Origin of the sequence: Halomonas sp. (assembly GCF_052095695.1) — a bacterium.
Classification (GTDB): domain Bacteria; phylum Pseudomonadota; class Gammaproteobacteria; order Pseudomonadales; family Halomonadaceae; genus Vreelandella.
The window spans coordinates 47,245-62,810 of record NZ_JBQDLQ010000011.1; the positions used below are offsets into that span (position 1 = coordinate 47,245).

The window sequence follows — 15,566 nt, forward strand, 5'->3', positions numbered from 1 at the left end:
CCATTACTTTTATCAGCAAGGATTAGCGAAAACGTCGCTGTGCCAGCAAATGGCGAACTAAAGGAGCGAGGATTAACTCCATCGCCAATGACATCAATGCCCCGGGCACTACTAGCGTGTGGGGGCGAGTCATAAAGGAGTCTTTAATCATGGCCAGCAGCCAGGGAAAGTCAACGGTGGATGGGTCCCTAAAGCGGATGACCACTAACGACTCAGCGTCAGTAGGAATGTCCTGGACCTCAAAGGGGTTAGAGGTATCAACCGTAGGCACGCGCTGAAAGTTAATGTGGGTGCGCGAGAATTGCGGCTGAATGTAGCGCACATAGTCATCCATTCTGCCTAAAATCGTATCGATCACCGCCTCTTGTGAATAACCGCGCAGCTTTGTGTCACGATCAATCTTTTGGATCCATTCAAGGTTCATGGTCGGCGCAACGCCGACTAAAAGATCAACATGACGCGCAATATCAAAGTCTTCAGTTACCAGCCCGCCGTGCAAACCTTCATAGAAAAGCAGGTCAGTACCACAAGGCAGCGATTGCCACTCGGTAAAGGTGCCTACACGGCAGCCGGCTTCAATTTTCTGCTTATCTTCGGCGTGAATATAGTGCCGAAAAGTACCGGAGCCATGCTCGCCGTACTCACCGAACAGCCCTTCTAGCCTATCCAGCAAGTTAGCCTCAACGGCAAAATGGGAGAGCTCGTTCTTACGCTCAGGCTCTTCACGGAAAATACGGTGCAAATCGTCGCGCGTGTAGCGATGAAAAGCATCGCCATCGACGATTGCTGCATGCACATCTTCACGCAAAAACATACGCTCGAAGCTGCGCCTTACGGTCGTTGTGCCAGCCCCAGAGGAGCCGGTCACGGCAATTACCGGGTACTCTCGTGACATTAGCCACTCCTCGCAAGAGAAAGTGCATGTTTCACTTCAGCGGGCACATCCACAGGGGCTCCTGTGTTTAAATCAATCAGCAGCTGGTTTACGCGCGCCGTTGCTACGATCTTCTGGGATTCACTCTGGCGAATGCGCTGATAAATCGTCAACGCTTTGCCTTGAGGCGCCGGCACGGCGGTTTCAATGATTAACGCATCAGGCCAGCGCGCTTCACTGAGATACTGTATCGCCAAATCAGCCACCAAGCTGGGGTACCCGCATATGTCCCACTCAGGCAAATTAAGTGCCGCAAAAGCCTGCACACGAGCCTCGTGAAGCAGCGACACTATCGCGTCATGCCCTAAGTGGCGGCCGTAATTCATATCGGTTACACGCACCGTCAAGGGGTGGCAGTGAATAACCGTTTCAGCGGGAAAGTCCAGCTTGACACGCTCCATGCCTGCATCCTCGACGGTGTTGGATAGGAATGACGCTGTATAGGCGCAAATGTTTTTTAGGCCTCGCGAGAGATTGCTCTAAAGGCGATATCACGACGGTATTCAGCACCGTCCCAGTGAATCGATTTAACGCCTTGATACGCTAACTGCTGTGCCTTTGAAACCGTCGTACCCAACGCCGTTACACACAGCACGCGCCCGCCATGAGTAGTAATTTCGCCTTGAGTATTCTGCGCGGTGCCAGCATGAAATACTTTACAGCCGTCTTGCTCCGCCGCGGCCAGGCCATGAATCACATCACCCTTCCGATAGTCACCAGGATAACCACCCGCCGCAATCACCACGCCGACCGCCGCACGCGGATCCCATTCACAGCGATGTCCTGCTAATGCTCCCTGTGCGCCGGCTAAGCAGAGCTCAGCGAAATCAGACACTAGCCGCATCATAATCGGCTGGGTTTCAGGATCACCAAAACGACAGTTATATTCAATCACTTTGGGATTGCCTGCGGCGTCAATCATCAAGCCTGCGTACAAAAATCCGGTGTAGGCATTTCCCTCTGCAGCCATGCCGCGCACGGTAGGCCAAATAACCTGCTCCATAATACGCGCGTCAATCTCGTCAGTAACCACGGGGGCCGGAGAGTATGCCCCCATGCCGCCAGTATTAGGGCCGGTGTCGCCGTCATAAGCGCGCTTATGGTCTTGGCTAGTCGCCATGGTAACAACGTTCTCCCCATCCACCATGACAATAAAGCTGGCCTCTTCGCCTTCTAAAAACTCTTCAATGACCACGCGTGCGCCAGCATCACCAAACGCATTAGCTTCCAGCATGTCACGAATGGCGTCGGCTGCTTCTGTTTCGCTCATTGCGACAATAACGCCTTTGCCAGCTGCAAGGCCATCCGCTTTGATGACAATGGGTGCACCCATTTTACTCAGATAGGCAAGTGCAAGCTCAACCTCAGTAAATGTTTGGTAGTCTGCTGACGGAATATCATGGCGTGCTAAGAAGTCTTTGGTGAAGGACTTCGACCCCTCAAGCTGAGCAGCGGCTTGATTAGGGCCAAAAATCGTCAACCCGGCCGCTTGAAAACGATCAACGACACCTCCTACCAGCGGCGCTTCCGGGCCAACCACTGTCAAGCCAATCTGCTCATCACGGGCAAATGCTACCAGGCTATCGATATCCGTTGCTGCAATCGCGACGTTGGTGACCTTCACTTCCGTCGCCGTACCAGCATTGCCCGGTGCAACGAAGACTTGTTCAACGCGGCTCGACTGAGCCAATTTCCAAGCTAAAGCGTGCTCACGACCACCGCCGCCAATCATCAAAACCTTCATGTTCATCCTTCTCAAACGGGAGAGCGTTATTGGCGGCATTATGCCACAGCGCGGCCCCAAGTGGGGTCAGGTGGTTTTGTCCTGTTTCTTTTTATTATTGCTTCCGGCATCGTCATCAGGCTTAACGCTGCTCTCTGGCGCTTGATGATCGTCAGCGTCAGCTTCATCGCTTTGCGCAGATTGATGCAGCGTCTTTTGCCAAAAGCGCATATTCTCTTCGCCTAACTCGCGCATGAAGTCCAGTGGCGTGTTACGCATGGCTTGCTTCCATTGGCTTTGTAGGCGCTTTTGCTGTTCCAGCATCAGCTGCGTACCCTGCTCAAGATAACGCGACAGCGGCAGTGGTGATGTCATGTCATAAACGCGGATCAGCTGCGCTAACAAATCGTTGGAGAACACCTGAGACTCACCGTTTGCCTGCTCTTGCTCAATGATGATTGATAGCAAAATAGTGCGGGTCAGGTCTTCACCGCTTTTGGCATCTTCAACGCGAAAAGGCGCTTCGTCGATGATTAAGCGACGCAGGTCTTCTAACGTTACGTAGCGGCTTTGCTGTGTATCATACAGCCTGCGGTTAGCATACTTGCGAATCACGCGCACGGCGCATCTCCTTAAAAGCGATAGGGACTTTAAAAGCGATAGGGGCTTTTTCCCGTTGCTGGTATTGTGCCTGCACCACGCGCCCATGCAAGCGGCTTTGATCGATTAGATAGACGCAACACGCCTATTCTGTGACCAATAGACTCTCATTATGAACTTGATTTTACTCAGCCTCGATGATCTTACCGGCGATAACCGCGCCTGCATCAGCGACCCGCGCAGACTGGGCCATCTGCATAACGTTCATCGCTCCACGCCTGGAGACCTGCTTACCGTCGGAATACAAGGGGGGGCGATGGGCAAAGCGCGGCTTACTGAACTCACCGCTGAACGTGCTTACTTCACGCTGGAAACGATGGACGAGCCACCGCCAGCGCCACTACCGGTACATTTGGCATTAGCACTGCCAAGGCCACGTATGCTAGCACGCACTCTGGAGCACGTGACCGCGCTAGGCGTGAAAGAGATCACCCTGCTGCATACCAAGCGGGTAGAAAAAAGCTACTGGCAGTCCCCCGAGTTACGCGCGGAAAAAATTCACCAGCACCTAATATTAGGTTTAGAGCAAGCCCGCGACACCCAGCTCCCCAACGTTACGCTGAGTAAGGGGTTTAGGCCTTTCTTGGAAGAGCGGCTTCCCAGCCTACTCAAACAATACCGCGGACTGTTAGCGCATCCTGGCATGCCACACGCTTGCCCAAGAGATGTTAAGCACCCAACGCTCTTATTGGTTGGCCCAGAAGGCGGTTTTATCGCTTGGGAAGTAGAGCAACTGCTTGCAGCAGGCTGTGAGGGAATGCACCTTGGGCCGCGAATTTTACGAGTAGAAACAGCCGTGACGGCACTGCTGTCACGGCTATTTTAAGCGTTTACGTTAAGACTGATCATCTTCCGGGTCGTGCGGCACGACCTGGGAGTTCTCATCGCAGCCAGGCTCTTGCAGGAAGCTATTACGCACATCGAGCAAGCCAAGGTGGCTGATCGTGCTGCGGCCAAGTAACATTGGATAAATCATCTCTTCGCGATCACGCAGACTGAACTGCTCTTCGTAGATGGTATCGCCCATGCACACTTCCATCAGAATAACGGGGCGGTCATCGCTACCACCCGCGCCGCGCACGGTTTGCTCACGATACAGCGGGCGCTCAATTTCATCACTGAATACTTCGCCACTATCCTGATTTTCAAGCTTGAGACGAAAACGCACCCACTCTTCATTATCTTGCTCGAACATCTCAATGTCACGAGCATCGAGCGACGATGTTAATGCCCCGCTGTCGAGCTTTGCCTTAACCGTAATATCCCATGGCTGAAGCGTCGCATTTTCTACCCATCCAAATACCTGATCGTCGTCTGCCATCGCGGTGGAAGTAGATAGCAATGCACCAATAATAGTGCTGCCTATTAACGTTTTTCCTAGCACTCGCATAGCATCATCCTTGGTAAGTTCAAACTGTCAATAAAACGTTGCCTACTCAGCACGGTTTCGCAATTGCTCTAATAGGGTCTGAGTTGCAAAGCCGTCTGGTATTAACCCTTGATCACGCTGGAAGTTCCGTAATCCTTGCCGCGTATTGGGCCCCATGACACCGTCAGCGCTTCCCGCTGAGTAGCCGGTGCGGTTTAACTCGCGCTGGAGTTCTTTCACATCATCGCGAGTCAGAGGCGTTTCCTCTCGCGGCCATTCATTCTGGATGCCCTCTCGCCCGGCAATAGCATCGCCCAATGTGGCCACGGCGAGGGCGTAACTGGTGGCATTGTTATAACGTAAAATGGCGCGGAAATTAGCCCCCACCAGAAAAGCGGGGCCTTGAGCACCGGCAGGTACCACGACAGACGCGCTATCGAAATTTGGCAGCTCGCCCTGCTGCGCTCGAACGCCCTGATTACGCCACTCGGCACTACTGCGTCGGTCGGTCTGAGTATAATCAAACCCTTCTGGTAGCCGTATTTCTACACCCCAAGGCTGACCCGTTTGCCAACCAGCTCGCGCTAAGTAATTTGCCGTCGATGCCATTACATCGGGAATACTTCCCCAGATATCACGCCGACCATCACCATCGCCATCGACGGCATAAGCTTCAAAGCTGCTGGGAATAAATTGGGTATGACCCATCGCGCCGGCCCATGACCCCTTCATTTGATCTGCGGCTATATCACCCTCGTCAATGATACGCAGCGCAGCGAGCAACTCACCTCTAGCAAAATCACGGCGGCGGCCATCGAAAGCAAGCGTAGCAAGGGACTCTAACGTTGAGAAATCACCAAAATTGCTGCCGTAGTTACTCTCGATGCCCCAGATAGCGACAATAATTTCGGCGGGTACGCCAAAGCGCTGCTGCATTTCCAGCGCGGTATCGCGGTGGGCCGCTAACTTTTCTCGCCCGGTATTAACACGCGTCGATGAAACTGCGGTATCCAGATATTCCCAAATAGGTCTGACAAATTCGGGTTGATAGCCATCGAGCTCAATGACGCGATCAAGGTGGCGTATACCATCGAAGGCTTCGCTCAATGTCGCTTCGCTAATACCTTCACCGGCGGCATAGCGACGAAACTCATCTAGCCATTGCTGAAAATTAGCGTAGTTAACCTGTGTAGCAGCACGCGCATCGACTTCAGTCATCAGTTGCTGATTTGCGCGTGCTGCGCCTCCAATGAAGGGGGTGCTCAACGCTATCGCTAGCGAGGCACACAGTAAGGGGCGGTAACGCCGCCCTTCAGGCAAATTAATAGACATCGTTTATATCCTTAGGCAGTCCTTGGCATGCCTAGAATGATGGCCTAGAAAAGTAGTAGATACTAGACGCTGAGACTGATTAGAGAGCGCAATTATCTTTCAAGCGATGTTATCCAGTGGGCAACATAACGCCCACGCGGGTCATAATGATTGACCTGCTGTTGCACATCAAAGTAACGATGACGCGCGCCTCTTCCCACGCCGGCAATATAGCGCCAGTTTCCCCAATTGCTGGCAACGTCATAATCAATCAAGCAATGCTCGAACCATAAAGCACCTAAACGCCAGTCTACCTGCAGATCGTTGACCAAGAAGCTGGCGACATTTTGCCTGGCGCGCACTAAGCGACCAGGCCAGCTCAATCACCACATCGCTTGGATTACCGATGCGGACGCGCAAATCACTGCCGCGCTTTAAAAGCTCGCCGCGCAACGCCATTAAGCATTGCCATAGAAAGCGTAAACGCGCCGGGCCTATGCGCGGTGCTGCATCGCCATTTATTAGCGGAGCACACCACCGCTGATCCAACACATAAAGGCACAGCAAATGACTGGGGGGAGTACTAAAGTGCAACAGAGGATTGTCGGCTACACGCAGGTCGTCTTGCAGCCAGACAATGTCAACGGTGGGGTTCATACCCTTGCCTCCCAGAAGCGCTTTGCTGTTTTGCAGTACGTCGGCACCGCTCGCTGCGATAGCGCATCTCATCCCAACAGCGTGCCCACTTCTTTCGCCAGGCAAAGGAGCGCTGGCATAGGGCACACGTTTTTTGAGGCAAGTGTTGTTTGCGTTGCATGCTCACAGGTGCGCGCACTTTTTAATAGCTACATGATTAATCATGAATACATGACCCTACACGGCACAACTGTTGTACATTAATTGTTATCGGCAAGAGATGATAAAATCCAGAGCAGCGAAGCATCATGCATAAAAAAGCCACCCGTAGGTGGCTCAGCGGCAAGACAAAAATTGTTAACTACCGATCTAGTCTGGATCAGTGTCTCGTGGCTGGCGCTTGGCATTTTCTTGGGTCTCCAGGCCACTTTTTAATTCGTGAGTCAAAGGATCATAGTTAGGTCGTAACTCATCTTTTATTGTGCCACTCCAAAGCTTGGAGCCTACGAAGTAGCCAGCACGTCCAATCACATGGGCGGCCACGGGTGCTGTCATTAAAATAAATAATATGATGGCAAAAGAGCGTGCGACGATTCCCACTTCAGCAAAGTGCATTGCCGCCGCCAGCATTATTAAAATCACGCCTAGTGCGGCGGCTTTGGTGGTCGCATGCATACGTGTCAGCAGGTCGGGTAAACGCAGCAGCCCAACAGAGGCAAGCAGCATAAACAGCGCACCGCCAAGCATCAGCGTGCCTTTTATAAAATCAATCATCGCGCGGGCCTCCTCGTTCTAAAAAGCGCGCAAAGCCAATAGCCGCCAAAAAGCCCATGAGTGCGACCACAATCGCGGCGTCGAGGAAACTAGCAACCTCTGTTTTGATCGCATAAACCCCTACCAACCCCACCAAGGTGGTCGAAAAAAGCTCTAACGCTACAACGCGATCGGGTAAGCTCGGGCCGCGTACAACACGCACAAAGGTGATTATGAGCGCGATGCTCATAATCACTTGGCTAATTAAAATAACGGTATCCATCAGCGAAATAGCTCCAGGGCCCGGTGCTCCATCTCTTTTAAATTACGCCGCAGTTCTTCTTCATCGTCTAAAAACATTGCATGGATATACAGCACCTTACGATCATCAGACACATCCAAGCTAAGTGTGCCGGGTGTCAGCGAAATCAAGTTAGCCACCATGGTGATTTCCATTTCCGTGCGAGCCGAAAGTGGCAGCGCAATAACGCCAGGTTTCATATGCCAAGGCGGCGTCAAAATATCGAAAGCCACGCGCAGGTTGGCTTGAATCAGTTCTTTCAGGAAAAAACCGATAAAGCCGACAAACCGCGGCACCCGCGCCGGGTAACCTTTCAATGAATCAAGCTGAGGCTCAATCAAAACAAGCGTGATATAGCCAAATATCAAGCCGATAAGAAGATTCAAACCAGTAAAGTCACCGCTCAACAATACCCATGCCAGACCTAATAGTAAGTTCCAAATCGCTCCTGTCATGGCGCATCCACTCCCGTTGCCGCTTCTTCAGCGTCCGCTGCTGGTGAATTCAGCAACGTGTCTTCTACACTGACCGAAGCGCCCAGAACGGCTTCGATATACCCCGATGGTTCAAGCAACTGACCACCAATGCTCGTCATCACCCACATAATCGGCTCAGCAAATACCCCGATCAACAGAGAAGACATCGCCAGCACCATCACCGGTAAATACATCATCCACAGGCTTGGTTTTAACAATCGACCATCATCCCCGGTCGGAGTAACGGTTTCAGGCACATGATTATCTTCCGGCAGCGACTTCCAGAACACCTCATTCCAAATTTTCACCATGGAGTAGAGCGTCATTAAGCCTACAGCCAAAGCAATACCGGTGACGACATAGGCTTCAGCTTCGAGGCCTGCGCGCACGATGACAAATTTAGCAAAGAAACCAGACAGCGGCGGGATCCCCGCTAGAGAGAAAGCCGAAATAAAGAAGGCGACGGCTAGCCAGGGGCGCTCCCGATACAGGCCGCCCATTTTTTTGAGTTGATACGTGCCCTGCAAACGGTGGGTAATCCCGCTAATCAAGAAGAGGTTCGTTTTCACCACCATGTTATGCACGATGGCAAACACGCCACCGGCTATCGCCAAGGGCGTATAAAGCGCTAACCCTAAGATCATATAGCCAATCTGGCTGACAATATGAAACGATAGAATACGCCTGAACTCATATTGGGCCGCCGCACCCAACACCCCAGTTACCATCGTAAAGACCGCTCCCCAAAGCATAATGTCTTGTAAATAGCCCATAGCCTGGTCAAACATTAGCGTAAATACACGGAACAGTGCATAAACGCCGACCTTGGTGAGCAGACCGGCAAACAGAGCTGAAACGGCGACAGGCGGCGTGTGATAAGAAGCAGGTAGCCAAAAGAACAATGGAAAGGCGGCTGCCTTAATGCCGAAGGCCACCATAAACATAACGGCCAACACTTCGACCATGCCCGTGTGCTCAGCCTCCCCCATACGCAGCGCAATGTCGGCCATGTTGAGCGTCCCCACCATGCCATAAAGCAGCCCAACGGCGGTCAGGAAAATGACCGACGCCAGCAGATTCAAGGTGACATATTTAATCGCCCCCTCCATCTGCGCACGCTCCCCGCCTAAAATCAGCAGTGCAAACGATGCCACCAGCATCACCTCAAACCACACATAAAGGTTAAAGATATCGCCGGTTAAAAATGCCCCCATAACGCCGGCTAAGAGCAGATGCATTAAAGGGTAGTAGCCAAATTTCTCATGACCCCGGCCGGTCGTGGCCAGCGAATAGATCCCCATAGCCAAACCAATGACGGCGGTCATCAGTACCATGACGGCACTCAGCATATCGGCAATGAGCGTGATACCAAACGGCGCAGGCCAGTTGCCCATTTGCATGGTGACATAGCCGTCTGAGAGCGTGGATATGAACAACCACAGGCTAACAATCAGCAGCGCAGCATTACCGGCCACTGCCAAAAAGCGCTGCATGGGGCGGGAACGCCAGAACAACAAAGAGATTGCCCCTGACAGCAGCGGCAAGAGGACGGGAAGAGCAACTTCAGGCCTCACGTATCGGTATCCTTCATCTTATCGAGGTCATCAGCCTTAACAACTTCATAGGCACGTCGAATCAACACCACAGCAAAGGCAAGCACGCCAAAGGCAATCACGATAGCCGTCAGCACTACCGCTTGAGGCAGGGGGTCTGCAACGCCGCCTACCGGCTGCATCATGCCTTCAGGAATCAGTGGCGGCGCGCCTCGTGTCAATCCCGCCGTTGTAAATATCAGCAAATTAGCCGCGTTAGAAAGCAGCATTAAACCAATCACCAGCTTAACGATAGAGCGACGCAGCATCATGAAAATAGCCGTCGCGTAAAGCAGCCCTATGGCTACCGCCATTAGTGGTTCCATGCTGGACCTCCTGTTAACTCAAGGTTCATCCTTGTCGACCTCCATTAGCGTCATCACCATACCGGTGACCGAACCCAGCACCGCAAAATACACACCGATATCAAAAATCAGCGGCGTGGAGGCTTTAAAGTCGATGATTGGAATAGTCCACCACTGGGCGGTTAGAAACGGTTGCCCCATAAACCAGGCAGGCACAACGGAAATCATTCCCAGCAATAGACCAATGCCAATGAGGTCTCTGGGATCCACCATACGCAGCACTTGCTTGGTCGCGCTAACGCCAAAAGCAAATAGATAAAGCGTAAATGCCCCAGCTGCTACAAGGCCTGCGATAAAACCACCGCCCGGCTCATCGTGTCCTCTGAGTAATAAGAAAACGGAGAACATCAGCTGCAGTGGCATTAAAAACCGCGCTGCCGTGTTGAGAATAATGGTGCCTGACTTAACCATCGTTAGGCTCCTTAGCCGCTACTTTGCTGCTTTCACTCAGTTTATTCTCATTACCTTCATCATGACGCAGCTTCAGCATGGCAATAACGCCAACGGCTGCAAGCGCCAATACAAACATCTCACCTAGCGTATCTAGCGCTCGGTAATCGACCAAGATGACATTGACGATATTGCGCCCGAAGGCCAAGGGAGCGCTGTTCTCAATCATGTATGTCGAGATCGGTTCAAACTGCTGAATACTCCATGAGGTCATAATCAGCAGGCAGATCAAAATGCCCATCATGGCGGCGACAGCACCATCACGGATACGCTCAAGGCTGGTAGAAAGACTCGAAAAGCGCGGCAGCCGGAACAATACCAATACCAGCAAAATCACCGTTAAGGTTTCCACCAGCAGCTGGGTAATGGCAAGATCAGGCGCACTAAAGAGAATAAAGATTAACGCGATAGAGAAGCCCATCACGCCTACCGACACCACCGCCCCAAGCCGAGATCGAGAAATGGTCGCGAACAACGCCCCCATTACCATACAGCCCGCAACCACGGCTTCGTGAAAGCGCACGTCTAGATCAAAGGCAAGCTCAGGCGAATGTCGCAGCAAGATAGAGTTACTAATCAAAGCGATCAGTGTAATCAGCATAATCAGAATGTAATTACGCATATAGCCGTTTTGCAGCATGCGTGTCTGCCATTCGGAGAAATGTACGATGCCGTTCATCGCACTTTCATAGCCGGCCTCAGGGCCATGGCGCATGACCGGCGCCAGTATAGAAAGCCTGGCGCGTACGCTGTCCCAGCGTTTAAACAACAAAAAGCCTAAACCAACGCTAATAATCGACATTATCAATGCCACGTTTACGCCATACCAAAGCGACAGCGAAACTTCACTAGTTTGCCCAGAAATGGAGCTCGCGGCAGCACTCAGCAGCGCATCGGCGCCCAACGCCGCAGGCCATAAACCAAGTAACAGTGACCCCGCGGCTAAAAGCGTGGGCCCCGCTAGCATGCTGAGCGGCGCTTCATGAGGATCTAGCGGCGTTTGATGGCGCTTGCCGTAAAAAGGCCGTAACGCAATAATAAAGGCTACTGCGATCGTTAATATCGCGGCGATAAAGGCAAATATCACCAGCAGCATGTTGAAGCTGTCGGCGCCGAGTACCGACTCAAACTTCAGTTCCTTGCCTATAAAGCCAATTAACGGCGGTACCCCAGCTAACGAAAGCGCTGCAATCAGCGCAATCGTCGCCGTCACAGGCATCACTGAACGTAGACCTCCCATGTGCGTGACATCCTTGGTGCCGGTTTCGTGATCCAGAATACCGGCAACCATAAATAACGCCCCTTTATACAAAGAGTGCGCCAAAAGGAACGTAACGAAAGCAGTCATCGCATAGTCACCGCCAATACCCAGCAGCATTGTCAGTGTGCCCAGCGCCATAATCGTTGAGTAGGCTAATAACTTTTTAATATTCGTATGCTGAATAGCTAAGAACGAACCGGTCAACATCGTGGTCGCGCCGACCACGGAAAGAATCCCCACCCATAACGCCGTGCCACCCAGCTCTGGATATAACCGCGCTAGCAGATAAATACCCGCCTTCACCATGGTGGCTGAGTGCAAGTAAGCCGAAACCGGCGTTGGCGCAGCCATCGCATTGGGTAGCCAAAAATGAAACGGAAACTGAGCTGACTTAGTGAACGCGCCCAGCAGCAGGCAGATCAGCATAGGGGCATAAAGCGCATGCTCACGTAAATCTGTATCGCCACCGAGAATCTCTGACAGCGACCAGCTGTCGCTAGCAATGCCCAGCAGTATCAGGCCGGCCATTAACGCCAAGCCGCCGGCGACGGTCACAAATAAGCCCTGGCGCGCTGACTTACGAGCCTCAATATCGGCATGATTAAAACCAATCAGCAAATACGAGGTAATACTGGTTAACTCCCAAAAGATGAACAGCGTTAATAAGCCGTCGGCCAATACCAGCCCTAGCATGGAAACCATAAAGGCGATCAACGCGATATGAAACCGCGCGAGATCAGGATGATCTTTCAAATAGCCGCCGGCATAAATTAGAACGAAAGCACCAATGACGGTAATCAATAGCCCGAAGAGTAGCGACAAGCCATCTAACAAAAACGTAAGGCTAATATCTAGTGATGGCACCCACTGCCACTCGAGTAGCAAGCTGCCATTGTCAATCACATAGGGGGCCTGAAGGGCTAACCACGCCGCCAGTCCTGCTGGAAATACCGCCAGCACAAGGCTTGCGCGCTGACCAAACCATCGATGCAGCAACGGTGACGATGCAGCTAGCAAAAAACCCATTAATACGGCAAGTTGCATCTAGCATTATCTCCTAAATAACGAAACGCCCCACCGTTAGATCGGGCGCGAGGGCTATTGGTACCCTGCCTTTGGACTGGAACGCCAGCGTTGAATAATAGTGATCTCAAAGTGAGACAGCTTATAACAGACAGTTTTGCCTGACCAGTCAAACGCTTAAATGCAAACAGCCGCAGCGAAGTAAACCTCGCTACGGCTATTATTGCGCTTTAGAAAAAATCAGCGGGCGGGCAACCATCCAGCCAATTCGTTATTAATCACGGCGAGCAGTGCCTCTATATGATCGTCGCGATCATTCAAGCACGGTATGTAGCTAAACGTTTCACCACCTGCTGCCATAAAGCTATTGCGAATCTCTTCTTCTATCTCTTCCAGCGTCTCAATACAGTCTGATGAGAAAGCGGGTGAGATAATCGCGATATGCTTGTGCCCCTGTTGAGCCAACTCAGCCACGTGCGTAACGGTAGCCGGCCCCAGCCACTTCTCGGGGCCAAACTTCGATTGAAAGGCGGTATCCACTTCTTCTTTACTGAAGCCGAGCGCCTCGCGCAGCAGCCGCGTTGTTTTCTGACACTGGCAGTGATAAGGATCCCCTTGTACCAGGTAGCGCTCAGGAACCCCGTGATAGCTAGCCACCAGCTTGGTTGGCCGTGTCGGCAGCCCAGCATATGCCTCTTGCACAGAGCTAGCCAGCGCCTGCAGGTAGGCAGGATGATCAAAATACGCGGGCACCGTGCGGATATAAGGCTGCCACTTCATCTTCATCAGCGTGCGAAATGCCTGATCATTGGCTGATGCTGTCGTTGGTGAGCCATATTGAGGATACAGCGGGAAAAATACGATTTTTTCGCAGCCTTTCTCTTTTAAGCGCGTCAGCACACTTTGGGTTGAAGGATTTCCATAGCGCATACAGAAATCAACTTCAACATCATCCCCATAAAGCGCCTTTAAGCGCGCCGTCATTTTCACGTTCTGCGCGCGAGTTATAGTCAGTAGCGGGCTTTCATTTTTTTCGTTATTCCAGATGCTACGATACGCTTTGCCCGACGAAAATGGGCGCTTGGTCAAAACAATCAGTTGAAGCAGCGGCTGCCATTTCCAGCGGGCATAGTCGACCACGCGCTGGTCAGAGAGAAACTCATTTAAGTAACGACGCACGGACCAATAGTCAGTGGCATCCGGCGTACCTAGATTCGCGAGCACAACACCCACTTTGGCACGCGGCACCGGCGGGTGATCACTGGACGCGTGCGCTAAACGCCCTACCCCAGGCTGATCCTTGACGACGCTTTCGGTCATTACATTTACTCCCGAAAATACCTAAACAATTGAAAAAAGGTCATTAAAAAATAAAAAACACAAAATATGGCGGCTTAATTGCCAAGTGACTCGCGCAAATTCTATCACTTATCGGCATACTGTCGGTATAAACTTATACCACAATTACTTCTTGTATAACTATTTTGCAAATAGCTACCGATAGGCGAATCATTATGAACCGTTTTACGCCGCTACAGGTCCGCCCTCCGGTTACTCTATTTCACGACGGCCACTGCCCTATTTGCCGCCAAGAAATTGCCTGGCTAGCCAAGCATCGCCGCATAGGCTACATCGTATTAGTGGATATTCAGGATGAGCATTTTAACGCGCAAACGCACGGATGCGAATTCACCGCCATGATGGGGCAACTGCATTTACGCGATGGTCAGGGAAAGTGGTATATCGAAATGGATGCCAACCGTGCCCTGTATGCAGTATTGGGCTATCGGCGGCTAGTGTGGATATCGTGCTTGCCGGGGATACGCGGCCTAATGAACGCGGGTTACCGGTTTTTTGCCCGTCGCCGAATACGAATCGGGCAGTGGTGGGAAAAACGTCAATCTAAAGCTTAGCAAGGTAACTTAAACGCGTTAAAAGACGAGCGGCATACGCGAAGTAAGCGGCTCGCTGTAGTGCGTATCGCGACCAATCACTTCATCGTGGGGCACGAGCTGGACTAAATAAGCACGATGAATCGCGGCGCGCTGAAGCTCCATATAAACGTCATCTAACGAACGGAACAGCATCGGCTTATTACCCTGCATCAACATATGGCGCTCGCCTTCAACATCCTCTAACTCAATTTGATAAAAACGACTACCCGAATGGGTAATCACGCGTATTTCGAAGTTATCGTGACTAGCGACAAACTGCTTAAGATCTTTCAACTCCATGGTTCACTCCTATTATTGATACATACTAAATAGGGCACAGCATAGCTGTGCCCTATGACATTTCAGTTGCCTGATTATTACATTGTCATGACAATCTTCAGCTTCATGACATTCAACAACTAAGACGACGTTAGTGCAAGAGAGTTCCTGACCAAAGCATCAACAAATGCGGTTAATTACTGATATTCAGATGGATCAATCGCTTTACCCAATGAATTGCGGTCAATCCAATTGCCGCCTTTCGTTTCTTTATAGCGGAAAACCACTTTATCGCCCACGGTAACGGGAACCTCTCCGTCTTCGGTTTGATAGCTGTATTTCTCGCCCTCCACTACCAGGTGGTAACGATAAAGGTCCGGCATACCCAGCCACTCTTTGAAAGGCCCTTCACGCTCTAACGACTGTAGCTCACCGCGACCTTCAAGCTTAGGAAGACGCTGCCGATTACCGCGCCGAAATCCACCTGCCATTTGCTACT

The 15,566-nt window shown here is 51.7% G+C and carries 21 protein-coding genes; 2 read left to right on the top strand and 19 right to left on the bottom strand.

Annotated features, from left to right (window positions below; all coding sequences use genetic code 11):
* Nucleotides 1-22 precede the first annotated feature (22 nt).
* From ACTH5D_RS03755 to phaR, 4 genes are all read right to left on the bottom strand, one after another.
* Nucleotides 23-895: a phosphoribulokinase gene (locus ACTH5D_RS03755; RefSeq protein ID WP_441668519.1), complete on the bottom strand. Its 873-nt coding sequence runs from the start codon at nt 893-895 to the stop codon at nt 23-25.
* Nucleotides 895-1,335 carry an acyl-CoA thioesterase gene (locus tag ACTH5D_RS03760; RefSeq protein ID WP_441668521.1) on the bottom strand — a complete coding sequence of 147 codons (441 nt, stop codon included), beginning with the start codon at nt 1,333-1,335 and terminating at the stop codon, nt 895-897. Before ACTH5D_RS03760 ends, ACTH5D_RS03755 begins: the two co-directional genes overlap by 1 nt.
* Nucleotides 1,336-1,391: 56 nt before the next feature.
* Complete coding sequence (purD, locus tag ACTH5D_RS03765; protein WP_441668523.1) at nt 1,392-2,678, bottom strand: phosphoribosylamine--glycine ligase; 1,287 nt, start codon at nt 2,676-2,678, stop codon at nt 1,392-1,394.
* 66 nt (nt 2,679-2,744) lie between these two features.
* Nucleotides 2,745-3,278 (bottom strand): polyhydroxyalkanoate synthesis repressor PhaR, encoded by a 534-nt coding sequence (gene phaR, locus ACTH5D_RS03770; RefSeq protein ID WP_441668525.1) that lies wholly within the window; start codon nt 3,276-3,278, stop codon nt 2,745-2,747.
* Between the two features lie 151 nt (nt 3,279-3,429).
* On the opposite strand from phaR, the gene ACTH5D_RS03775 reads away from it, so the two are divergent.
* Entirely contained in the window at nt 3,430-4,143 is a 714-nt protein-coding gene (locus ACTH5D_RS03775) for a 16S rRNA (uracil(1498)-N(3))-methyltransferase (RefSeq protein WP_441668527.1), read from the top strand.
* Nucleotides 4,144-4,152: 9 nt separating this feature from the next.
* On the opposite strand, the gene rloA3 is transcribed toward ACTH5D_RS03775, so the two are convergent.
* The 13 genes from rloA3 to hemH all read right to left on the bottom strand — a co-directional run bounded on the left by rloA3 (nt 4,153) and on the right by hemH (nt 14,174).
* Nucleotides 4,153-4,707, bottom strand: a complete 555-nt coding sequence (gene rloA3, locus ACTH5D_RS03780) for a retropepsin-like aspartic peptidase RloA3 (RefSeq protein ID WP_441668529.1) — start codon at nt 4,705-4,707, stop codon at nt 4,153-4,155.
* A gap of 42 nt (nt 4,708-4,749) precedes the next feature.
* Nucleotides 4,750-6,018 (bottom strand): lytic murein transglycosylase, encoded by a 1,269-nt coding sequence (locus tag ACTH5D_RS03785; RefSeq protein ID WP_441668531.1) that lies wholly within the window; start codon nt 6,016-6,018, stop codon nt 4,750-4,752.
* A 92-nt stretch (nt 6,019-6,110) separates the two neighbouring features.
* On the bottom strand, nt 6,111-6,359 hold the full coding sequence (locus tag ACTH5D_RS03790) for an FAD-binding domain-containing protein (RefSeq protein ID WP_441668533.1): 249 nt from the start codon (nt 6,357-6,359) through the stop codon (nt 6,111-6,113).
* A complete protein-coding gene (locus ACTH5D_RS03795) occupies nt 6,265-6,654 on the bottom strand; it encodes a deoxyribodipyrimidine photo-lyase (RefSeq protein WP_441668535.1) in 390 nt (129 codons plus the stop codon). The genes ACTH5D_RS03790 and ACTH5D_RS03795 overlap by 95 nt, the downstream gene beginning before the upstream one ends.
* The gene (locus ACTH5D_RS03800) at nt 6,638-6,814 is read right to left on the bottom strand and encodes a DUF2256 domain-containing protein (RefSeq protein ID WP_441668555.1); all 177 of its coding nucleotides are present in this window, start codon (nt 6,812-6,814) and stop codon (nt 6,638-6,640) included. Before ACTH5D_RS03800 ends, ACTH5D_RS03795 begins: the two co-directional genes overlap by 17 nt.
* Before the next feature lie 188 nt (nt 6,815-7,002).
* Nucleotides 7,003-7,407 carry a monovalent cation/H(+) antiporter subunit G gene (gene mnhG / locus ACTH5D_RS03805; protein WP_441668537.1) on the bottom strand — a complete coding sequence of 135 codons (405 nt, stop codon included), beginning with the start codon at nt 7,405-7,407 and terminating at the stop codon, nt 7,003-7,005.
* Nucleotides 7,400-7,669, bottom strand: coding sequence for a monovalent cation/H+ antiporter complex subunit F (locus ACTH5D_RS03810; RefSeq protein WP_441668539.1), 270 nt, complete (start codon nt 7,667-7,669; stop codon nt 7,400-7,402). The genes mnhG and ACTH5D_RS03810 overlap by 8 nt, the downstream gene beginning before the upstream one ends.
* Complete coding sequence (locus ACTH5D_RS03815; RefSeq protein ID WP_441668541.1) at nt 7,669-8,142, bottom strand: Na+/H+ antiporter subunit E; 474 nt, start codon at nt 8,140-8,142, stop codon at nt 7,669-7,671. Before ACTH5D_RS03815 ends, ACTH5D_RS03810 begins: the two co-directional genes overlap by 1 nt.
* Nucleotides 8,139-9,737: a Na+/H+ antiporter subunit D gene (locus ACTH5D_RS03820; protein WP_441668543.1), complete on the bottom strand. Its 1,599-nt coding sequence runs from the start codon at nt 9,735-9,737 to the stop codon at nt 8,139-8,141. The genes ACTH5D_RS03815 and ACTH5D_RS03820 overlap by 4 nt, the downstream gene beginning before the upstream one ends.
* Nucleotides 9,734-10,081: a Na+/H+ antiporter subunit C gene (locus ACTH5D_RS03825; protein ID WP_441668545.1), complete on the bottom strand. Its 348-nt coding sequence runs from the start codon at nt 10,079-10,081 to the stop codon at nt 9,734-9,736. The genes ACTH5D_RS03820 and ACTH5D_RS03825 overlap by 4 nt, the downstream gene beginning before the upstream one ends.
* 18 nt (nt 10,082-10,099) lie before the next feature.
* Nucleotides 10,100-10,531: a Na+/H+ antiporter subunit B gene (locus ACTH5D_RS03830; protein ID WP_096278978.1), complete on the bottom strand. Its 432-nt coding sequence runs from the start codon at nt 10,529-10,531 to the stop codon at nt 10,100-10,102.
* Nucleotides 10,524-12,875, bottom strand: coding sequence for a putative monovalent cation/H+ antiporter subunit A (locus ACTH5D_RS03835; protein WP_441668547.1), 2,352 nt, complete (start codon nt 12,873-12,875; stop codon nt 10,524-10,526). The genes ACTH5D_RS03830 and ACTH5D_RS03835 overlap by 8 nt, the downstream gene beginning before the upstream one ends.
* Before the next feature lie 219 nt (nt 12,876-13,094).
* Nucleotides 13,095-14,174 (bottom strand): ferrochelatase, encoded by a 1,080-nt coding sequence (gene hemH, locus ACTH5D_RS03840; RefSeq protein WP_441668549.1) that lies wholly within the window; start codon nt 14,172-14,174, stop codon nt 13,095-13,097.
* A gap of 194 nt (nt 14,175-14,368) precedes the next feature.
* On the opposite strand from hemH, the gene ACTH5D_RS03845 reads away from it, so the two are divergent.
* Nucleotides 14,369-14,767 (top strand): thiol-disulfide oxidoreductase DCC family protein, encoded by a 399-nt coding sequence (locus ACTH5D_RS03845; protein WP_441668551.1) that lies wholly within the window; start codon nt 14,369-14,371, stop codon nt 14,765-14,767.
* Nucleotides 14,768-14,785: 18 nt separating this feature from the next.
* Here ACTH5D_RS03845 and ACTH5D_RS03850 read toward each other — a convergent pair whose 3' ends face one another.
* Both ACTH5D_RS03850 and ACTH5D_RS03855 read right to left on the bottom strand, forming a co-directional pair.
* The gene (locus ACTH5D_RS03850) at nt 14,786-15,088 is read right to left on the bottom strand and encodes a DUF6482 family protein (RefSeq protein WP_441668553.1); all 303 of its coding nucleotides are present in this window, start codon (nt 15,086-15,088) and stop codon (nt 14,786-14,788) included.
* 176 nt (nt 15,089-15,264) lie between these two features.
* A complete protein-coding gene (locus ACTH5D_RS03855; RefSeq protein WP_096278968.1) occupies nt 15,265-15,558 on the bottom strand; it encodes a hypothetical protein in 294 nt (97 codons plus the stop codon).
* Nucleotides 15,559-15,566 lie beyond the last annotated feature (8 nt).